The 18,478-nt window shown below is 71.3% G+C and carries 11 protein-coding genes; 8 read left to right on the top strand and 3 right to left on the bottom strand.

From position 1 onward, the window contains the following. Window positions 1-25: 25 nt before the first annotated feature. From secY to J2X46_RS03695, 4 genes are all read left to right on the top strand, one after another. Window positions 26-1,321: a preprotein translocase subunit SecY gene (gene secY, locus J2X46_RS03710; RefSeq protein WP_310247041.1), complete on the top strand. Its 1,296-nt coding sequence runs from the start codon at window positions 26-28 to the stop codon at window positions 1,319-1,321. After that, window positions 1,321-1,896 (top strand): adenylate kinase, encoded by a 576-nt coding sequence (locus J2X46_RS03705; protein ID WP_310247039.1) that lies wholly within the window; start codon window positions 1,321-1,323, stop codon window positions 1,894-1,896. Before secY ends, J2X46_RS03705 begins: the two co-directional genes overlap by 1 nt. 19 nt (window positions 1,897-1,915) lie before the next feature. After that, a complete protein-coding gene (gene map / locus J2X46_RS03700; protein WP_310247036.1) occupies window positions 1,916-2,740 on the top strand; it encodes a type I methionyl aminopeptidase in 825 nt (274 codons plus the stop codon). Window positions 2,741-2,945: 205 nt separating this feature from the next. Then, entirely contained in the window at window positions 2,946-3,974 is a 1,029-nt protein-coding gene (locus tag J2X46_RS03695; RefSeq protein WP_310247034.1) for a TerC family protein, read from the top strand. Window positions 3,975-4,004: 30 nt separating this feature from the next. On the opposite strand, the gene J2X46_RS03690 is transcribed toward J2X46_RS03695, so the two are convergent. The 3 genes from J2X46_RS03690 to J2X46_RS03680 are packed head-to-tail and all read right to left on the bottom strand — an operon-like array spanning window position 4,005 to window position 7,212. After that, complete coding sequence (locus J2X46_RS03690) at window positions 4,005-4,682, bottom strand: HNH endonuclease family protein (protein ID WP_310247032.1); 678 nt, start codon at window positions 4,680-4,682, stop codon at window positions 4,005-4,007. Beyond that, window positions 4,670-6,070: a serine/threonine-protein kinase gene (locus tag J2X46_RS03685; protein WP_310247029.1), complete on the bottom strand. Its 1,401-nt coding sequence runs from the start codon at window positions 6,068-6,070 to the stop codon at window positions 4,670-4,672. Before J2X46_RS03685 ends, J2X46_RS03690 begins: the two co-directional genes overlap by 13 nt. Beyond that, on the bottom strand, window positions 6,067-7,212 hold the full coding sequence (locus J2X46_RS03680) for an FHA domain-containing protein (RefSeq protein WP_310247027.1): 1,146 nt from the start codon (window positions 7,210-7,212) through the stop codon (window positions 6,067-6,069). The genes J2X46_RS03685 and J2X46_RS03680 overlap by 4 nt, the downstream gene beginning before the upstream one ends. 192 nt (window positions 7,213-7,404) lie before the next feature. Between J2X46_RS03680 and J2X46_RS03675 the strand changes: the two genes are divergently transcribed. From J2X46_RS03675 to J2X46_RS03660, 4 genes are read left to right on the top strand one after another with little or no spacing between them, the layout of a single operon-like run. Beyond that, window positions 7,405-13,680, top strand: a complete 6,276-nt coding sequence (locus J2X46_RS03675; protein ID WP_310247026.1) for an Ig-like domain-containing protein — start codon at window positions 7,405-7,407, stop codon at window positions 13,678-13,680. 53 nt (window positions 13,681-13,733) lie between these two features. Beyond that, window positions 13,734-14,705: a MoxR family ATPase gene (locus tag J2X46_RS03670; RefSeq protein WP_310247025.1), complete on the top strand. Its 972-nt coding sequence runs from the start codon at window positions 13,734-13,736 to the stop codon at window positions 14,703-14,705. A gap of 8 nt (window positions 14,706-14,713) precedes the next feature. Further along, on the top strand, window positions 14,714-15,895 hold the full coding sequence (locus J2X46_RS03665) for a DUF58 domain-containing protein (protein WP_310247024.1): 1,182 nt from the start codon (window positions 14,714-14,716) through the stop codon (window positions 15,893-15,895). Continuing rightward, a complete protein-coding gene (locus tag J2X46_RS03660) occupies window positions 15,892-18,351 on the top strand; it encodes a transglutaminase-like domain-containing protein (protein ID WP_310247022.1) in 2,460 nt (819 codons plus the stop codon). The genes J2X46_RS03665 and J2X46_RS03660 overlap by 4 nt, the downstream gene beginning before the upstream one ends. The last annotated feature ends 127 nt before the right edge of the window (window positions 18,352-18,478 follow it).

Genomic DNA, 18,478 nt, shown 5'->3' with positions numbered 1-18,478 from the left:
GGGCACCCTTACGAAAGAGGAACCAGTGCTAGGCGCGTTCGCCAACGCTTTCCGGACCCCGGACCTGCGGAAGAAGCTGCTCTTCGTCCTGCTGATCGTCACGATCTTCCGGCTCGGCTCCCAGGTCCCCACCCCAGGTGTCAACGTCGCCAACGTCCAGGCCTGCATCAGCGACCTGGAGCAGGGCGGGCTCTACAGCCTGATCAACCTCTTCTCCGGCGGTGCGCTGCTCCAGCTCACCATCTTCGCGCTCGGGATCATGCCGTACATCACGGCCTCCATCATCCTGCAGCTGCTCGTCGTGGTGATCCCACGGCTCGAGGCGCTGAAGAAGGAGGGCCAGGCCGGCCAGGCGAAGATCACCCAGTACACCCGCTACCTGACGCTGGGCCTCGCGGTCCTGCAGGCGACCGGCATCGTGGCGCTCGCGCGCAACAAGGCGCTGCTCCAGGGCTGTGACCGCGACCTCCTGCACAGCGACGGCACCGGCACGTTCCTGGTCATGGTCGTCACCATGACCGCGGGCACCGCGGTCATCATGTGGCTCGGTGAGCTCATCACCGACCGCGGCATCGGCAACGGCATGTCGATCCTCATCTTCACGCAGGTCGTCGCCACCTTCCCGGCGTCCCTGTGGAGCGTCCAGACCTCCAAGGGCTGGGTCACCTTCGGCATCGTGATGATCATCGGCCTGATCCTGGTCGCGGCGGTCATCTTCATCGAGCAGGCGCAGCGCCGCATCCCGGTGCAGTACGCCCGCCGCATGGTCGGACGCAAGATGTTCGGCGGCAACTCGACCTACATCCCGCTCAAGGTCAACCAGGCCGGCATCATCCCGGTCATCTTCGCCTCGTCGCTGCTCTACCTTCCGGCGATGGCGGTGCAGTTCAACCCCGACAGCAAGAACCCGGTGCTCGACTTCGTCGGCACCTACCTCGTGCGCGGCGACCACCCGCTCTACATGATCGCGTACTTCCTGCTCATCATCTTCTTCACGTACTTCTACGTCTCGATCACCTTCAACCCTGAAGAGGTGGCGGACAACATGAAGAAGTACGGCGGCTTCATCCCCGGGATCCGGGCGGGCAAGCCGACCGAGGACTACCTGTCCTACGTCCTGTCCCGCATCACGTTCCCTGGAGCCATCTACCTCGGCCTCCTCTCGTTGATCCCGCTGGTGGCGTTCTCCATCGTGCAGGCCAACCAGAACTTCCCCTTCGGCGGCACGTCCATCCTCATCATGGTGGGTGTCGCGCTCGACACGGTGAAGCAGATCGAGAGCCAGCTCCAGCAGCGCAACTACGAAGGATTCCTCCGTTAATGAGACTCATCCTCATGGGCCCGCCGGGTGCGGGCAAGGGCACCCAGGCCAAGTTCGTCGCCGACCACTTCGGCATCCCGGCCATCTCGACGGGTGACATCTTCCGCGCCAACGTCTCGCAGGGCACCCCGCTGGGTGTCGAGGCCAAGCGCTACATGGACGCCGGCGAGTACGTCCCGGACGAGGTCACCAACCTCATGGTCCGCAACCGCATCGACGAGGACGACGCGGTCCCCGGCTTCCTGCTCGACGGCTACCCGCGCACCCTGGCGCAGGTGACCGAGCTCGACGGGATGATCAAGTTCACCGGCCACCAGCTCGACGCGGTCGTCGTGCTGACGGTCGACCCCGAGGAGCTCGTCCAGCGCCTGCTCCAGCGGGCGCAGACCGACGGCCGCGCCGACGACACCGAGGACGTCATCCGGCGCCGCCAGGAGGTCTACTCCGAGCAGACCGAGCCGCTCATCGAGGTCTACCGCGAGCGCGGCATCCTCATCGAGGTCGACGGGATGGGCGAGGTCGACGACGTGACGGCGCGCATCTTCGCCGCCCTCGACGTGGTCCCGCAGAGCTGACCCGACCCGAGGACTGAGCATGGCGTTCCGGGACCGGGGGATCGAGATCAAGACCCCCGAGCAGATCGACCTGATGCGCGTCGCGGGGCGGCTGGTGGGGGAGACCCTCGAGCTGCTCCGCGACGCCGCTCGACCGGGCGTCACCACCAAGGAGCTCGACACGCTCGCGGAGACCAACATCCGCGACCACGGTGGCGTGCCGTCCTTCCTCGGCTACGGCGTACCCCCGTTCCCGGCGACGATCTGCGCCTCGGTCAACGACGAGGTCGTCCACGGCATCCCCGGCCCGCGCACGCTGGCCGAGGGTGACGTGATCTCCATCGACTGCGGCGCGATCGTCGAGGGCTGGCACGGCGACGCCGCCATCACCGTCCCGATCGGCGAGGTGGCCGACGACGTGCACGAGCTCCTGCGCGTCACCGAGGAGTCGCTCTGGCGCGGCATGGCCGCTGCCCGCCTCGGTGGCCGCGTCACCGACATCAGCCACGCCGTCGAGACCTACGTCCGCTCCCAGGGCCGCTACGGCATCCTCGAGGACTACACCGGCCACGGCATCGGCACCGAGATGCACATGGCCCCCAACGTGCCCAACTACGGCCGTCGCGGCCGCGGCCCCTCGATCGTCGAGGGCCTCGCGCTCGCCGTGGAGCCGATGGTCACGCTCGGCAGCAAGCACACCGACCTGCTCGAGGACGAGTGGACCGTCGCCACGGTCGACGGCTCGATGTCGGCGCACTTCGAGCACACCTTCACCGTCACCCCGCGGGGTGCCTGGGTGCTCACCGCCGTGGACGGCGGCGAGGCCCGGCTGGCCGCGCTCGGCGTCCCATTCGGTGGACGCTGACCCCGAAATCGCCTGCTCCCCGCCGGACGTGAAAGACTAGGCGGGCTGGAGGGGAGTATTTCCCCGCGGTGGTGTCGTCATCACGGTGTCCGCGCGAGCGGTGCCCGGTGCCACTGGTTCACCCGACTAGGTGAGCGGAAGAGACCTCCGGTGGACGCGCGCTGCGCGGACACCGAACTCACCTTCATCCCTAGGAGCCAACAGCGTGGACGTCCCCACCTGGGTCTGGATCGCGACCTTCGCGGTGACCATCGTCGTCTTCACCTTCGACCTCGTGATCGTCGGCCGCCGGCCGCACGAGCCGAGCATGAAGGAGTGCGCGACCTACCTCTCGCTCTACGTCGGCCTCGCGATCCTATTCGGCATCGGCGTGTGGCTGACCTGGGACCACCAGCACGGCCTGGAGTTCTTCTCCGGCTGGCTGGTCGAGTACTCCCTGTCGATCGACAACCTCTTCATCTTCATCATCATCATGGCGAAGTTCGCCGTGCCCAAGGAGCTCCAGCAGTACGCCCTGATGATCGGCATCGTGATGGCGCTGGTCATGCGCGCGATCTTCATCGGCGTCGGCGCGGCCGCGATCAACAACTTCAGCTGGGTCTTCTACCTCTTCGGCCTGTTCTTGGTCTACACGGCCATCAAGCTCGCCAAGGAGGGTGCGGAGGACGAGGACGACGAGTTCGAGGAGAACAAGCTCGTCGCCTTCGTGGAGCGCCGCTTCCCGGCCACGTCGGAGTGGCACGGCCGGAAGCTGCTGGTCGCGGGAGAGGGCGCCAAGAAGATGATCACGCCGATGTTCATCGTGATCATCACCCTCGGCACGACCGACCTGCTGTTCGCCCTGGACTCGATCCCAGCGATCTTCGGCATCACCAAGGAGCCCTACCTGGTGCTCACGGCCAACATCTTCGCGCTGATGGGCCTGCGCCAGCTCTACTTCCTCATCGGCGGCCTGCTGGAGCGCCTGATCTACCTGTCCTACGGCCTGGCGTTCCTGCTCGCGTTCATCGGCGTGAAGCTGATCCTGCACGCGATGCACGAGAACGAGCTGTCGTTCATCAACGGCGGCCACCACATCGGGTGGGCGCCGGACATCCCGATCTGGCTCTCGCTGGTGGTCATCCTGGCCACGCTCGCCGTCACGGCCGTGCTGTCCCTGTGGGCCTCGAGCCGGATGACCCCGGAGCAGCAGGACGCGGCCACGGGTCCCCGCCGCGACTGGGAGGACGACTGAGCCGAGCGCCGCTCGGCACGCCGGGGTCGCTCAGCAGGTCTGGGCGACCCGGCGTACGGCCTCGGCGTCGGCCGTGGTGAGGGGCAGGTCCCACGTCAGGGCCACCCGGAGGTACTTCGTCACGTAGGTGCAGCGGTAGCGCCGCCACGGGGGCAGCCAGTCCGCCGGCCCGTCGGCCTCCTTGGCCTCGTTGGTGCGTGCGGAGACCGCGAGCAGCTCACGACGTACGTCGTTGGCGAAGGCCACGCGACGGCGCGGGGTCCACGCCCACGCCCCGGCGTGCCAGGCACGGGCCAGCGGGTAGACGTGGTCGATCGAGATGTAGTAGCCGTCGTCGCGCCAGGTCATCCGCTCGCCGGAGTACGGGTCGCGCAGCCGCGCCTGGTAGATCCGGCACTTCGACCCCCAGCGCATCTCGATGTCCGTCATCTGCATGAGCAGGACGTCCTCGCGGGTGGTGCAGCCGTTGTGGCCCTTGGGGCCGTCGTGGTCGTCGGTCCACGGCTCGCCGAAGACGCAGGCGCCGGGGTCGCAGTCGCGGTCGTAGCCGGGCTGGTAGCCGATGTCGTCGACGATGCGAGCCCGGCCGAGCAGGTCGAGGACCCGGTCGGCGCCCGGAGAGGCACGCGTCGGGTCGGGCGCGGGCGCCCCTGCGGCCGTGCCCGAGACGCCCAGCACGAGGACGCAGGCCGCGATCAGGTGACGCACTGGCTCGCGCTCGGTGAGCTGTCGGACCCGCGGGTCATCCGCAGGTCGAGGCAGATCGGGTCGGGCGTGCGCACCAGCAGCTGCTTCTTGACGGTGCTGCCGAACTCCTCGGTGTCGTCGCGGTAGTAGCTGAACGCGTCGCCGTCCTCGAGCGGGACGGGTGCGTTCCACTCGAACAGCACCCCCCGTGCCGTACGACGACCAGTGAGCGTCGGGGCCTCGGTGAGCGTGTCGGGCACGAGCGGGGAGGGCGTCACCGACTCGGTCGGCACCACCACGCCCGGGTCCTCCTCCTTGCCCCCGCCGAACACCAGGTAGCCCAGCAGGACGGCCAGCACGGCCGCACCGACGCCCGCCCACACGAGCCGGGAGACACCACCGCCCTCCTGCTCTTCCTGCTCCTCGGCGGGAGCCTGGGCGGCGATGCGACGGGGGCCGCTGGCCGAGATCACGGTCACCGGCTTCATCGCCGTGGCGTCCTCGGGTGCCTCGGGCACCTCCGGCGCCGCGACCGAGGCGTCGGGGCGGTCGCCCTCGACCGCGACGGCGGTGCGCGACCAGCCGGCCGCGGACTCGATGCGCTGGAGGGCGCGGGCGAGCTCGAGGGCGCTCTCGGGGCGGTGCTCGGGCTTCTTGGCCAGGCACTGCTGCAGGAGGCGGTCGAGCGCCGGCGGCACGTCGGGTCGCTGGGTCGCCGGGGGAGCGGCGTGCAGGATCCGGGCGCTCAGCGCGCGCGTGGAGTTGTCGCCCGACGGGATGGAGAAGGGCGAACGCCCGACGAGGAGGTGCCAGATGGTGGCGCCGAGGGAGTAGACGTCGGAGGCCACCGAGCCGTTGGACCGGCCGTCGAGCAGCTCGGGCGGCGACCACGGGTAGGAGATGCGGACGTCGTTGTCGCCCTCGACCTCGGCCATGTGGCCCGCGATGCCGAAGTCGGTGAGCGCGGGCTCGTGGTAGGTGGTGACGAGGACGTTGCTCGGCTTGATGTCGCGGTGCAGGATCCCGGAGCGGTGGGCGGTCTCGATGGCGCTGGCGAGCTTGATGCCGGTGGAGACCGCGTCGACCGGAGCCATCGGGTTGGAGCGCACGCGCACGCCGAGGTCGGGCGGCGGGCAGTAGCGCATGACGAGGAACGGACGGCCGCCCTCGGCGGTCACGCCGGCCGTGATCACCGAGACGATGTAGGGGTGGTCGGCGAGCCGGGCCATCGCGTTGGCCTCGGCCGTGAAGAGGTACTTCTCGCGATCGGTCAGCGGCACGTCGGGCCGCACGACCTTCACCGCGACGCGCTGGCGCGGCCACTGCTGCTCGTAGAGGAAGACGTCGGCGAAGCCGCCGCTGCCCAGGTGCTCGATGAACGCGAACCCGGGGATGACCGGGGCGCTCACCGGGCAACCGCCCCCGTCTCGAAGCGGACGGCATAGACGTGCGCCATGTCGAGGACCGTACCGGGCTCGAGGACGTAGGCGTCCCCGGGGCGCATCCGCTGCGGCTCGCGGCCGGGCGGGGCGATCGTCGTACCACCGCGGCTGTCGAGGTCGCGGGCGATCACGTCCCAGCCGTCGAGCTCGATCTGCAGGTGGCGCCGCGACACGAAGGAGTGGTCGCTGGGCAGGTGCACGAGGTGCGGCCAGTCGGTGCTGCCCTCGGCAGGCGCGGGCTTGCGGCCGAGGATCACCCCGCGGTCCAGCGGCACGACCTCGCCGGTCGGCAGCCGCAGCCCGCCGAGGGACGGCCGCTCGACGCGGCGCGGCTCCTGCGGGGCGATCCGCTGGTGGCAGACCCGGCACTGGGGCGCGACCGGGGGAGTGAGGTGCCCGAGCGGGCAGCTGACGGCCAGCACGGTCGGCACGCTGCTCTGGGTGAGGTGCGCCGGCCGGTGGGAGGTCGATCCGTCGTGGTCGTCGACCGCCTCGGGTGACGTGTGCGGCTCGGAGGGCTCGCGGATCGTGGTGTGGGCACCCTCCTCGATCCGCTCGACCATCAGCGGGTCGGGCTCCGAGGTGTCGGGCAGCGCACCGGTGTCGTCCACCGGCCGCAGCATCCGGGTGCGCGGCGGCGGGCCGTCGGGACCGCGGGCGGCGAGGATGTCGGCGGGGATCCCGTCGATCAGGGCGGCCGAGGCGGGGGGTGCCTCGACCGACTGCGCGTGCGGGGCGGGCGCCGTGCGGGTCGAGATCGGCTGGAGCTCGACCCGGTCCGCGGCGACCACTCCGCCGACGAGGCGCCGCGTCGTCGCGAGGTGGTCGGGGTCGCTGCCGCTGTCGAGGCTGAGGACCCGCGAGGGGCCGGCGAGGCGGACGTGGCCGGTGCCGCGGGAGAGCGTGGAGGAGGCCCCCGAGGTGAAGTCGACGAGCGCGAGACCGGGCGGGTCGCCGTCGAAGTGCTTCTCCACGATCGCCATCACGCGCTCGACGACGGGCGAGCCCGAGGGCGCGGTCATCGCCAGGACGTCCCAGATCTCCTGGACGACCTGCTCGTCACCGGGATCGGTCACCAGCACCCAGTGGGCACCACTGCCGAGAAGCACCCCGCCCCCTGCGGAGTACCTCGCTTCCACGATCAACGTCGGCTCCCCTCGTACGCGCCCACGCCACCATCATCACCCATCACGTGGTGCGGACGCACGCGGTCCCGACTTGTCGGAACCTTGACGCCCTACATACTCTCCTTCCGGGTGACTGCCGTGGGCGCACGTCATCCGTGGCCAAGGGGGGCTGGCGTGACGCGAACGTCGTTCGTGCGTCGACACCGAGCGGGCATCGCGTCCGGTGCCGCGCTGCTCGTCGCTGCCTCCGCCCTCGTGGCGTACGCCGTGACGGCCGACGGCTACAAGGCGCACGAGGCCGACCTCAACGACGGCGGCGTCTGGGTCGTCAACGGCCAGAAGGGCTGGTCGGGTCGGATGAACAAGCCGATCAACCAGCTCGACGGCGTGGTGCCCAGTCAGGACGGCAAGTCCCGCCTCGACGTCGTGCAGGACGGTGCGGCCGTCGTGACCCTCAACCTCGACGCCGCGCGCGGCCAGTCGATCGAGACCTCGCGGCTGGAGGCCCAGGACGGCGGCTCGGCCGCGGTCCCCACGGAGGGCGACGTCGGCATGGGCGGCGGCACCCTCGCGACCGTCGACGCCGAGTCCGGCCACGTCTGGGCGGTGCGCTACGACAACCAGGTCGGCGGCCCGGTGATGAGCGCGGTCGACCGGCAGGTCGACCCGATCGCCAAGGCGGGCAAGGACGCCGCGCTCGCGGTCGGCCTCGACGGCACGGTCGTCGTCACCTCGGCCGACAAGGGCACCGTCACCACGATCGCCCCGAGCGGCCAGGTGCTCGGCAAGCCCACCACGGCGGACCTGCCGGGTGATGCGGGCCAGGTCAGCGCCGTCACCACGGTCGGCGAGCGCGTCGTCACCCTCGACGCCGACGCCGGCGTGCTGCGGGTCCTCGACGGCGCGACCGTCACGGTGCCCGCCGACAGCGAGCTCCAGCAGCCCGGGCCCGGCGCCGACACCGTGCTGGTAGGCGCGGGTGACGGACTGCTCAGCATCGACCTCGACTCCGGTGAGGTCGCGACCGTCTCCACGCGGTCCGGCATCCCGGTGGCGCCCGTCCGCCTCGGCGCGTGCGTCTTCGGAGCCTGGTCCGGCGGCCAGGGCGCGGTGACCGTTGAGTGCGGCGGCCAGGTCGTCACCGACGAGGACCTCGGCGGCGACGCCACCACCCTCGCCTTCCGCGTCAACCGCGGCGAGATCGTCCTCAACGACGCGGTCAGCGGCACCGTGTGGGACGTCCAGCAGCAGCACCCGGTCAAGATCGACAACTGGGAGGCCTTCACCTCGAAGAAGAAGAACGACGAGGAGGAGGACAAGGACGAGAACCAGAGCGAGGCCGACCGGCGTCCGCCGCGGGCCAAGCCCGACGCGTACGGCGTCCGCGCCGGGCGCACCACGGTCCTGCACCCGCTCGACAACGACTCGGCGCCCGAGGGCCGGCTGCTCAGCATCATCGACGTCGACCAGCCCACCGGCGGCGCGCGCGTCGAGATCAGCCCGGACGGGCAGACCCTGGTCCTCCAGATGCCCGAGAAGGGCAGGGCGTCGACCTTCGACTACTTCATCGACGACGGCCGCGACGGCCTCCAGGCCCACGCCGCGGTCACCGTCGACGTGCGGGGCACGAGCGAGAACCAGCCGCCCGACCTGCGTCAGGGCTACCAGAAGCCCACCTACAAGGTGCCCCACGGCGGGGCGCTCGACGTCCCCGTGCTCGCCGACTGGCGCGACGACGCCGACGGCGACACGCTGCTCCTCGACTCCGCGCAGGCGATCGGCGGGGAGGAGTCGGGCGCCGTGGCCCGCACCACGGCCGACGGCCGGATCCGCTTCACCGCCCCGTCCACCCGCGCCGACGGCCAGCAGCTGGTCCGGGTCGAGTTCGCCGTGACCGACGGTCGCTCCACCCCGGTGAGGCGGTCGATGAACTTCCAGGTCCAGGCGCCGCAGGACCAGGACTCCTTCCCGCCCAGCGCCGAGCCCGACGTCGTACGCGGCGAGGTGGGCAAGCCCATCAAGATCCGTCCGCTGCTCAACGACCTGCCGGGCTCCGACCCGGCCGCCCCCAACGCCGAGCTGGTCCTGGGTGGCAAGGTCCCCCAGCAGCCGGGTGTGAAGGTCGTCTCCGACCTCGACGCCGGAACCGTGACCTTCACCGGTGACCGCGCGGGCACCTACTTCCTCAACTACGACGCCGGCTACGGCAACGCCGACCTCGACCAGGGCACCATCCGGGTCGACGTGAAGCCGCGCCCGAAGCGGGCCGCCGACCCGATCGCGATGCCCGACACCCTGACGGTCTACGGCCAGGCGCCCGGGGTCGTCGACGTGCTGGCCAACGACCTCGATCCGGCCGGCGGCCTGCTGGTCGTCACCCGCGCGACGTCCGACCGCCCGGGCAACCTCGCCGTCGCGATCATCGACGGCCGCTGGCTGCGCATCTCGTCCGTGCAGCCGGACCTCGTGCCCGTCACCCAGACCGTCTCCTACGTCATCAGCAACGGCGCCAATTCCGGTGTGCGTGGCGAGGTGGTGGTCACCCAGCGCGCGGCCCCTGCCGACAACACGCCGATCACCGTGGCCGACAAGGTCGTCGTACGTGCCGGGTCCTCGGTCTCCGCGCCGGTCCTCGACAACGACGTCTCGCCGTCCGGCGACCGGCTGACCCTGGTCAGCAGCCTCGTCGACGCCGAGGTCCCCGGCCAGCTCGAGGTGGTCGCCCCGATCGACGTGACCGGTGACGTCGGCAAGGCCTTCGTCTCCGGCCGGATGGTCCGCTACATCGCGCCCGCGAAGATCAAGGAGCGCGACACCTTCACGGTGCCCTACGTCGCGCAGAACCTCGACGGCAAGCGCGCCACCGGCCGCCTCCAGGTCACGATCGTGCCCGCCGACGACCCCAACGACCCGCCCGAGCCGCCGACGCTGGAGGGCCGCGTGGTCTCCGGCGGCACGGTCAAGGTGCGGGTCCCGGGCGTCGGGGTCGACCGCAACGGCGACCCGGTCACGGTCACCGGCATCACGTCCGCGCCCCGGCTGGGCCGCATCGTCTCCTTCGGCGGCAACTTCCTCGAGTACCAGGCCTATCCGCGCACCGTCGGGACCGACGAGTTCAGCTACTCGGTCGTCGACTCCCAGGGCGCCTTCGCCACGGGAACCGCTCGCGTCGCCGTCGTCGAGCCCGGTCAGCCCCAGCCCCCGCTCGCGGTCGAGGACCGGCTCACGGTCGAGCCCGGCCGGACGGCGACCTTCGACCCGCTCGCCAACGACTTCGTCGCGCCCGGCGACACGGTCGACGTCACGTTGCTCGACGCGCCCGACGACGCCAAGCTCGACCCGAAGACCAACCTGGTCACGGTCACGGCGCCCGACGACCTGGCCGCCCCCTCGGTCGTCATCGTCTACAAGGTCACCAACGGCCTCGACGAGTCGCGCGCGACGATGACGCTCGAGACCGCCGAGGACTACAACAACCCGCCGGTGGTCTACGACGCCTTCGGTCGCGCCGGAGAGAGCGGCAGCGTCGTGGTCGACGTGCTCGAGGGCGCCTACGACCCCGACGGCCCGGCGGAGGACCTCGAGGTCGTCGACGTCGCCGGTGGGGCACGCGTGGTCGATGGGGTCGAGGTGCGCGCCGACCGCGGGCCGGCGCCGCAGGTCCTGCCCTTCGAGGTGCGCGACGGCGCAGGTGCTGCCGCGTCCGCCTCGGTCTACATCCCCCCGACCGGCACCGGCCTGCCCTCCGTGCGCCCGGACGCCCTGATCCAGCTCGACCCCGGCGAGACCACCAGCGGGAAGATCACCGACTACGTCGACGCGCCCGAGGGATTCGACGTACGCGTCGCCTCCGGCCGGCGGTCGTACTCCGCCTCGCCGACCGCGCTCGCGGTGAACCCCGACGGCGACAACCGCTTCGAGCTCTCGGCACCCGCGTCCTACCGCGGCCCCGGCGCGCTGCTGGTCGAGGTGACCACGGCGACCGACGCGAGCGGCAACGAGGACACCACGACCACCGACGACGGCGCCACGGTGCTGCTCTCCATCCCGGTCTACGTCGGCGACAACAAGCCGTCGCTCGAGTGCCCCTCGACGGTGCTCCCGATCTCGTCGGGCCAGCGCATCGACCTCGACATCTCCACCTTCTGCACCGTCTACACCGACGACCCGCGCGACGCCGCGGGACTGGACTACGCCGCCGAGTGGAGCCAGGGGCTCGACGGCCTCGACGCCGGCAGCCCCGACGGATCCGTCGTCGAGGTCACGGCGGCTGACACCGCCACCGAGGGCGGTGAGGCGGAGCTGTCCGTCACGGCCGGTGAGAGCAACACCGAGGTGGTGCGCTTCCGCCTCGCCCAGGCGCCGCCCCCCACGCTGAACCCGATCAAGGTGGAGACCATGGAGGCGGGCCAGTCCCGCACCATCGACGTCGCCTCCTACCTCACCGCAGGCGTGGCCGAGCCCGACCCGACCATCGTCTCGGTCGAGAACCTCGGCAGCCCCGGTGTCCGCGCGAGCTTCGAGGGCAGCCGGCTCACCCTCACCGCGGCCAAGGACGCACGCGGGGAGGAGGCGCGCTTCGCGATCGTGGTCAGCGACATCGGCTCGTCGGGCCCACCGGCCACGCGCCGCGCCGAGGGCCGCATCCAGTTCGAGGTCGTCGGCGCACCCTCCCCGCCCGGCGAGCCGCGCCCCTACCCGAACTCCGACCAGGCCGGCACGGTCACCATGTCGTGGGCACCTCCGGACGACGACGGCGGTGCGCCGATCCTCTACTACTGGGTCCGCGAGGAGCGCTCGGGCGACAAGCAGCGCTGCGACACCAACGAGTGCGTCTTCCGCAAGCTCAAGACCGGCGGTCGCTACAGCTTCCGTGCCGCGGCCGTGAACCGGGTGGGCATGAGCGACTGGAGCGAGCTGTCGCGGTCCGCGCAGGCCGACACGGCGCCGGGACGCGTCCAGAACATCCGGATGGTCGACCGTGGCGACGGCACCATCACCGTCGCTTGGGACAAGCCGTCGACGCAGACCTCGAAGATCCTCGACTACACCATCACCTGGGTCGGCGGGAAGGACGTCGTGACCGGCGACCAGACGTCCTACATGGCGACGGGGCTGAACAACAACGAGAAGTACGTCTTCACGATCAAGGCGCACAACAAGGTCGACTACTCGCTGCCGCGCCCGGGTCCGGAGATGCAGCCGCTCGGCACTCCGCCGGCTCCGCCCGCGCCGACGGTCACCGACCTGGAGTCGGGCGCCAACGAGACCAGCCTCCGCATCGGCTGGCAGGACGTCCTGCCCGAAGGCCCCGGGCCGACGGTCTACACCGTCACCTACAGCAACGGTCGTACGACGGGTGCGGTGCCTGGTTGCCAGAAGATCGCCTCCCTGACCTGCGTGCACGCCGGCGTGCCCTACGACGGGCTGACCTACACCTACCGGGTGACCGCGGCCAACATCCAGAACCGGTCGCAGCCGAGCGACGGGGCCTCGATCGAGGCGGTGGGCCGCCCCGCGCAGTGGGGTGCGTTCACCGCGACGCCGACCGGCACCAGCCAGGAGGCCCAGATCACCTACACGGTGCCCGACGCGCGTGGCGCCGAGAGCCACGTCACCATCCTCGTCAACGGCATGCCTGCGAGGGACCTCCCGCAGCAGACCGGCACCAACTCCGAGCGGGTCAACGTGCCGAGCAACGAGCAGCCCTACCAGGTGCAGCTGCGCGTGTGCAACGAGAACGCACCCGCCGGCTGCACGCTCAGCGGCACGCAGAACGTCCAGACCTACGGCCGCCTCGACCGCGCGCTGGCCAGCGTCCAGCCGATCGTGAACGGCCGGTCGATCCAGTGGGTCATCTCCGGCACGAGCAACGGCAACCCCGCGATCGTCGAGTACGTCGTGCGCAACAAGCGGACCTCGACCAGTGGCGGCAGCACGGCGCCGACCCAGACCTTCCGCCCGACGGGGCCCGGTGCCTTCAGCTTCACGACGCCCGCCTACCTCACCGAGGAGTACGAGCAGGAGCAGGAGATCTTCGTCCGGGTGTACGACGACTCGCCGGGCGGCCGCGACGAGTCCAACGGATCCAACAGCGTCTTCGCCCCCAAGCCCCCACCGCCGTCCATCGGCATCAGTCGGGGAGCCAGGTGCCAGGACGACTCCGCCGACCAGCCGGCCTGTGCCGATGCCGTCGACGTGGCCGCGGGCCGCAAGTGCACGGTCGACTCGTGCGCACTCGCGGTCCTGACCATCCGCTTCGCGGAGGGAACCCCGTCGAAGGACTGGACCTGCGACTTCGACAAGTTCTGGCCCCGCCGCTCCGAGAGCGGGACCGGTGACTTCTCGGCCCAGATCGCCCCCTACTACTCATCCGGGGAGCCAGTGAAGGGGAACTGTCGCTTCGGCGGCTCCCTCGGCACCGTCTACATCAACACCACGTTCCCGTAGCTGCGACCGCCCGCCAGACACCTTCGACCCGCACCGACGACCAGGAGCACCGCGTGACGATCAGCCATGAACAGGCCGAGTGGTTCAAGTCCACCTTCGACCAGCTCACCGACAACATGGAGAAGGCCGTCCTGGGCAAGCGCCACGTCGTACGGCTGGCGTTGACCTGCCTGCTCTCCGAGGGCCACATCCTGCTCGAGGACTTCCCGGGCACCGGCAAGACGATGCTGGCGCGGGCGCTGGCCAACACGGTGCAGGGCAGCCACGCGCGCATCCAGTTCACGCCCGACCTGCTGCCCTCCGACGTGACCGGCGTGACGGTCTACGACCAGCACAAGGGCACCTTCGAGTTCCACCCCGGTCCGATCTTCCACACCATCGTGCTGGCCGACGAGATCAACCGCGCCTCGCCCAAGACCCAGTCGGCGCTGCTCGAGGTGATGGAGGAGGGCCGGGTCACCGTGGACGGTGTCGCCCACCCCGTCGGCAAGCCGTTCCTCGTCATCGCGACGCAGAACCCCATCGAGCAGGCCGGCACCTACCGCCTCCCCGAGGCGCAGCTCGACCGCTTCCTGATGAAGACCTCTGTCGGCTACCCCGACCGCCAGGCGACCGTCGAGCTGCTCAACAACGCGGCCGTGCGCGACCGCGCCGCGCTGGTGACGCCGGTCATCACCGCCGCCACCATCGCGCAGATGAGCGGCCTGGCCGACGAGGTGTACGTCGACCCGGCCGTGGTCGGCTACGTCGCCGAGCTCGCCGAGGAGTCGCGCCGCCAGCCGCACGTGAAGCTCGGCCTCTCGGCCCGCGGCTGCCTGGCCTTCGTGCGCGTCGCCAAGACCTGGGCGGCCGCCGACGGCCGCGACCACGTCGTGCCCGACGACATCAAGGACCTCGCCGAGCCGGTGCTCTCGCACCGCCTGCTCCTCGACGCCGAGGCGCAGTTCAGCGGCATCGACGTGCAGACGGTGATCTCGCGCCTGCTCGACGCCGTCGCCCCGCCGACCGACCGCGTGGGGGCCTGAGCGATCCCATGAGGCAGCGGTTGAACGATGCGCTCGAGGTCATCAAGCCGATCGGCTGGTTGGTCCTCGGGCTCGGCCTGGGCGCGGCGATGGTCGCCACGTTCACGGCGTGGCGCGAGCTCGCCGTGCTCGGCACCGCCTGCCTGCTGCTGCTCGTCCTCGCGGTGCCGTTCCTGCTCGGCCGCACGTCCGTCTCGGTCGACCTGAGGCTCCAGCCCGAGCGGGTGGCGGCGGGGGAGTCGGTCGCAGCGGGCGTCCTCGTCGTCAACCGCGCGACCACCCGCCTGGTGCCGACCACCCTCGAGGTGCCCGTCGGGTCGGCGATCCACCGCTACGGCGTCAGCTCGCTGGCCCCCGGGGCGGCGCACGAGGAGTCGTTCACGATCCGCACGGAGCGGCGCGGGGTGATCTCGGTCGGTCCCGCGATGACGCGGCGCGGCGACCCGGTCGGCCTGTTCTCCCGCGACATGGTCTGGACGCCCGTGCGCGAGGTGCTCGTGCGCCCGCACCTGGTGCCGATGGAGTCGCTCGGTGCCGGCCTGCTCCGCGACCTCGAGGGCGTCTCGACCGATGCGGTCAGCCAGAGCGACCTCGCCTTCCACGCGCTGCGGGAGTACGTCCCGGGTGACGACCTGCGCCACATCCACTGGCGCTCCTCGGCCAAGGTGATGGCCTCGAGCGGCGAGTCGGCGCTGCTGGTGCGCCAGTACCTCGACACCCGTCGCAGCCACGCCACGATCGTCGTCGACGACCGGCTCTCGGCGTGGGCCGACCCGGACGACTTCGAGACCGCGATGGCGGTGGCCGCCTCGATCGCGGTGCGCGCGGTCCTCGACGAGTTCGACGTCTCCTTCGTCTGCGGCCAGCACGCGTCGACCGGCTCCGACGGCTACCTCGCGCTCGACGCGGTGTGCCGTGCCGAGTTCGGTGACCGCGGCCTCATCGAGTCCGGGCGGCAGGCGAGCACCCTGGCCCCCGACACCAGCCTGGCCTTCTTCATCGGCGGCAACCGGAGCCAGTTCACCGACATGCTGCGATCGGCAGCCGCCTTCCCGCCCGAGGTACGCCGCTTCGGCATCGTCGTCGACCCCGAGGGCACCAGCCGCGTCACCGAGACCGGCGGCCTGCCGGTCCTGCACCTGGCCGCCAAGGAGGACCTCGGCGGCCTCCTGCGCTGGAGCGTCCGGTGAGCCCGCGCAACGCAGCCGCCACCGGCACCCGCACCCGGGTCCGGTCGCACCCGCTGCTGCCCGACCTGCACTCGTGGATCGACATCGCCTTCACGTTCGCGCTCTCCGCGGTGGCGCTCAGCGCCTTCGGCTCGTCCTTCACCGGGTCGGCCTACCTCGTCGTCGGGATGCTCGGCGCCCTCGTCGCCGTCGTCGTCACCCACCTGACCCGGGCGGCCGGCTGGCCGATCGTCTCCGCCGTGGTGATCTGCCTGGTCGTCTTCTTCCTGCTCGGCGGGCCGCTCTGCCTGCGCTCGCTCGGAGACACGTCCGTGCTCCCGGGCGCCTCCACGCTCGCCCGGGTGGCCGACGAGGCGATCTTCGGGTGGAAGGACCTCCTCACCACCCTGCCCCCGATCGACGGCGACGGCCCCCTGCTCGTGCTCCCGTGGCTGTCGGGCATGGTCGCCGGCATCGTCGGCCTCGGGCTCGCCCACCTGCCCGTGCGCCGCGCCTGGCTGGCGGCGGCGCTGCCCGTGGTCGGCATGACCATCGTGCTGTCGGGCGCCATCCTGCTCGGCGTACGGCACCCGGAGTCGCTGCTGCTGCAGGGTGTGGTCTTCGCTGGCCTCGCCCTCGCGTGGCTCGCGGTGCGCGCCCGCCGGGCCAGCGCCGCGGTGCAGGGCGGCAGCACGTCCTACGTCCGGGGAGCCGGCGCGGTCGCGATGCTCGCCCTGGCCGCAGGCCTGGCCTACCCGGCGAGCGCCTGGCTGGCGGGCGGCGACGCCGATCGTGCCGTCGCGCGCAACTGGGTGGAGCCGCCGTTCGACATCGGCCGCTACCCCTCGCCGCTGGCCGGCTTCCGCAAGTACGTCGACCTGAAGGGCCGTGACGACAACAGCAACGTCTACGACAAGACGCTGCTCGACATCGAGGGCGTCACGCCCGGCACCCGCGTGCGCTTCGCGACGATGGACCACTACGACGGCATGGTGTGGGGGGCCACCGACGACGCCCTGCCCGAGCCTGCCGACGACTCCTTCCAACGCGTCTCCTCCACGATCGACAACCCGGTGAAGGGCAAGGAGGTCGACGTCACGGTCACCCTCGGCGAGGGCTACTCCGGCGTCTGGCTGCCCACCGTCGGCGCGCTCCAGTCGATGCAGTTCGAAACCGGCGACGCGCGCGCCAAGGCCGAGATCTTCCGCTACAACCTCGCCACGTCCACGGCCGTGGTCCCGAGCGGGCTCCAGCCCGGCGACCGCTACGAGTTCACCGCCGTCGAGCCCGACGACGAGCTGACGCCCGAGACGGTCGGCTCCGCCGAGGTGACCCCGCTGCCGCCGGGCGCCGCCTTCATCCAGGGCCCCGCGGAGAAGTGGACCGAGCAGGCGGCCAGCGACCCGATGGACCGGGTCTTCGCCGCGGCCGAGCACCTGCGCTCCGAGGGTCGCTACTCCGACGGCGTCGGGCGCACCGAGCGCATCTACGTCGGCGGCCACAGCGTGTGGCGGCTCTCCGACGAGTTCGTCAACGCACCGCAGATCGTCGGCAACGACGAGCAGTACGCCGCCACCATGGCGCTGCTCGCCAACGACATCGGCGTCCCGGCCCGCGTCGTGCTCGGCGCGGTGGTGCCCGAGGGCGGTCAGGTCACCGGCAAGGACGTCTCGGCGTGGGTCGAGCTCCGTGCCGCCGACGGCTCGTGGCGGACGCTGCCGACCGAGGCGTTCATGCAGAAGACGCCTCCGGCCGACCAGATCCCCGAGACCAACACCCCGATGTCGGGCACGGTCATCCCGCCGCCCAACCCGATCCCGCCGCCGTCCGACGCGGGGGAGCAGAGCGACGCCGACCTCAAGGAGCGCAAGGCCACCCGCAAGAAGGCCGACGAGGACGAGGGCCTGATCCCCGGCCTGCCGGCCTGGGTGGGCACCGTGGTGAAGTACGTCGGCACCCCGATCCTGCTCGCCGCCCTGCTGCTCGGCGCGATCGTCGGCTTCAAGGCCTGGCGGCGCCGGCGCCGCCGCAACGCCGACTCGGCCTCGGCCCGCTTCGTGGGGGCGTGGCGCGAGCTGGTCGACCACGCCCGCGACCTCGGCCAGGTGGTCCCGCTCGGCCCGACCGTGACCCGGCGCGAGCAGTCGGTCGGCATCGTGTCCGGCCAGGCCGGCGCCCTCGCCCGGCGGGCCGACAGCTTCGTCTTCGGCCCCAGCGTGCCCGAGGCGGCCGCCGCGGCGACCTACTGGGAGTCGATCGACGCCGAGCGGAGGGCGATGTCCCACGAGGTCGGGCGGCGGCAGCGCCTCCTCGCCGCGATCAGCCTGCGCTCGCTGCGTCGTACGGCACCGCGGGCGCCGCGCGAGACCGCCCCCGCCGTCGAGGGGGAGGCCTCCGTCGCCGATGGGCGGCTGGCCGGGGCCCTCGCGCGGCTGCGCTCCCTCCCTGATTGGCGTTCTCGAGGGACGCCTGACTAAACTGGTGCGTCGGCCCAACGTGGGCTGTGTTTCGTGGTGCCTCGCGGCTGCCCGGAATCACGACGACTCGTCCAGCGTGACGGTTCGGCGCGTGCCCGGGAAGAGGTTCCCGGATCCGCCCACGAGG

It is taken from the genome of Nocardioides sp. BE266, assembly GCF_031457855.1.
Taxonomy (GTDB): Bacteria; Actinomycetota; Actinomycetes; order Propionibacteriales; family Nocardioidaceae; genus Nocardioides.
Note: the sequence above shows the minus strand (reverse complement) of the source record. Positions and strands in the feature narration are given on the sequence as shown.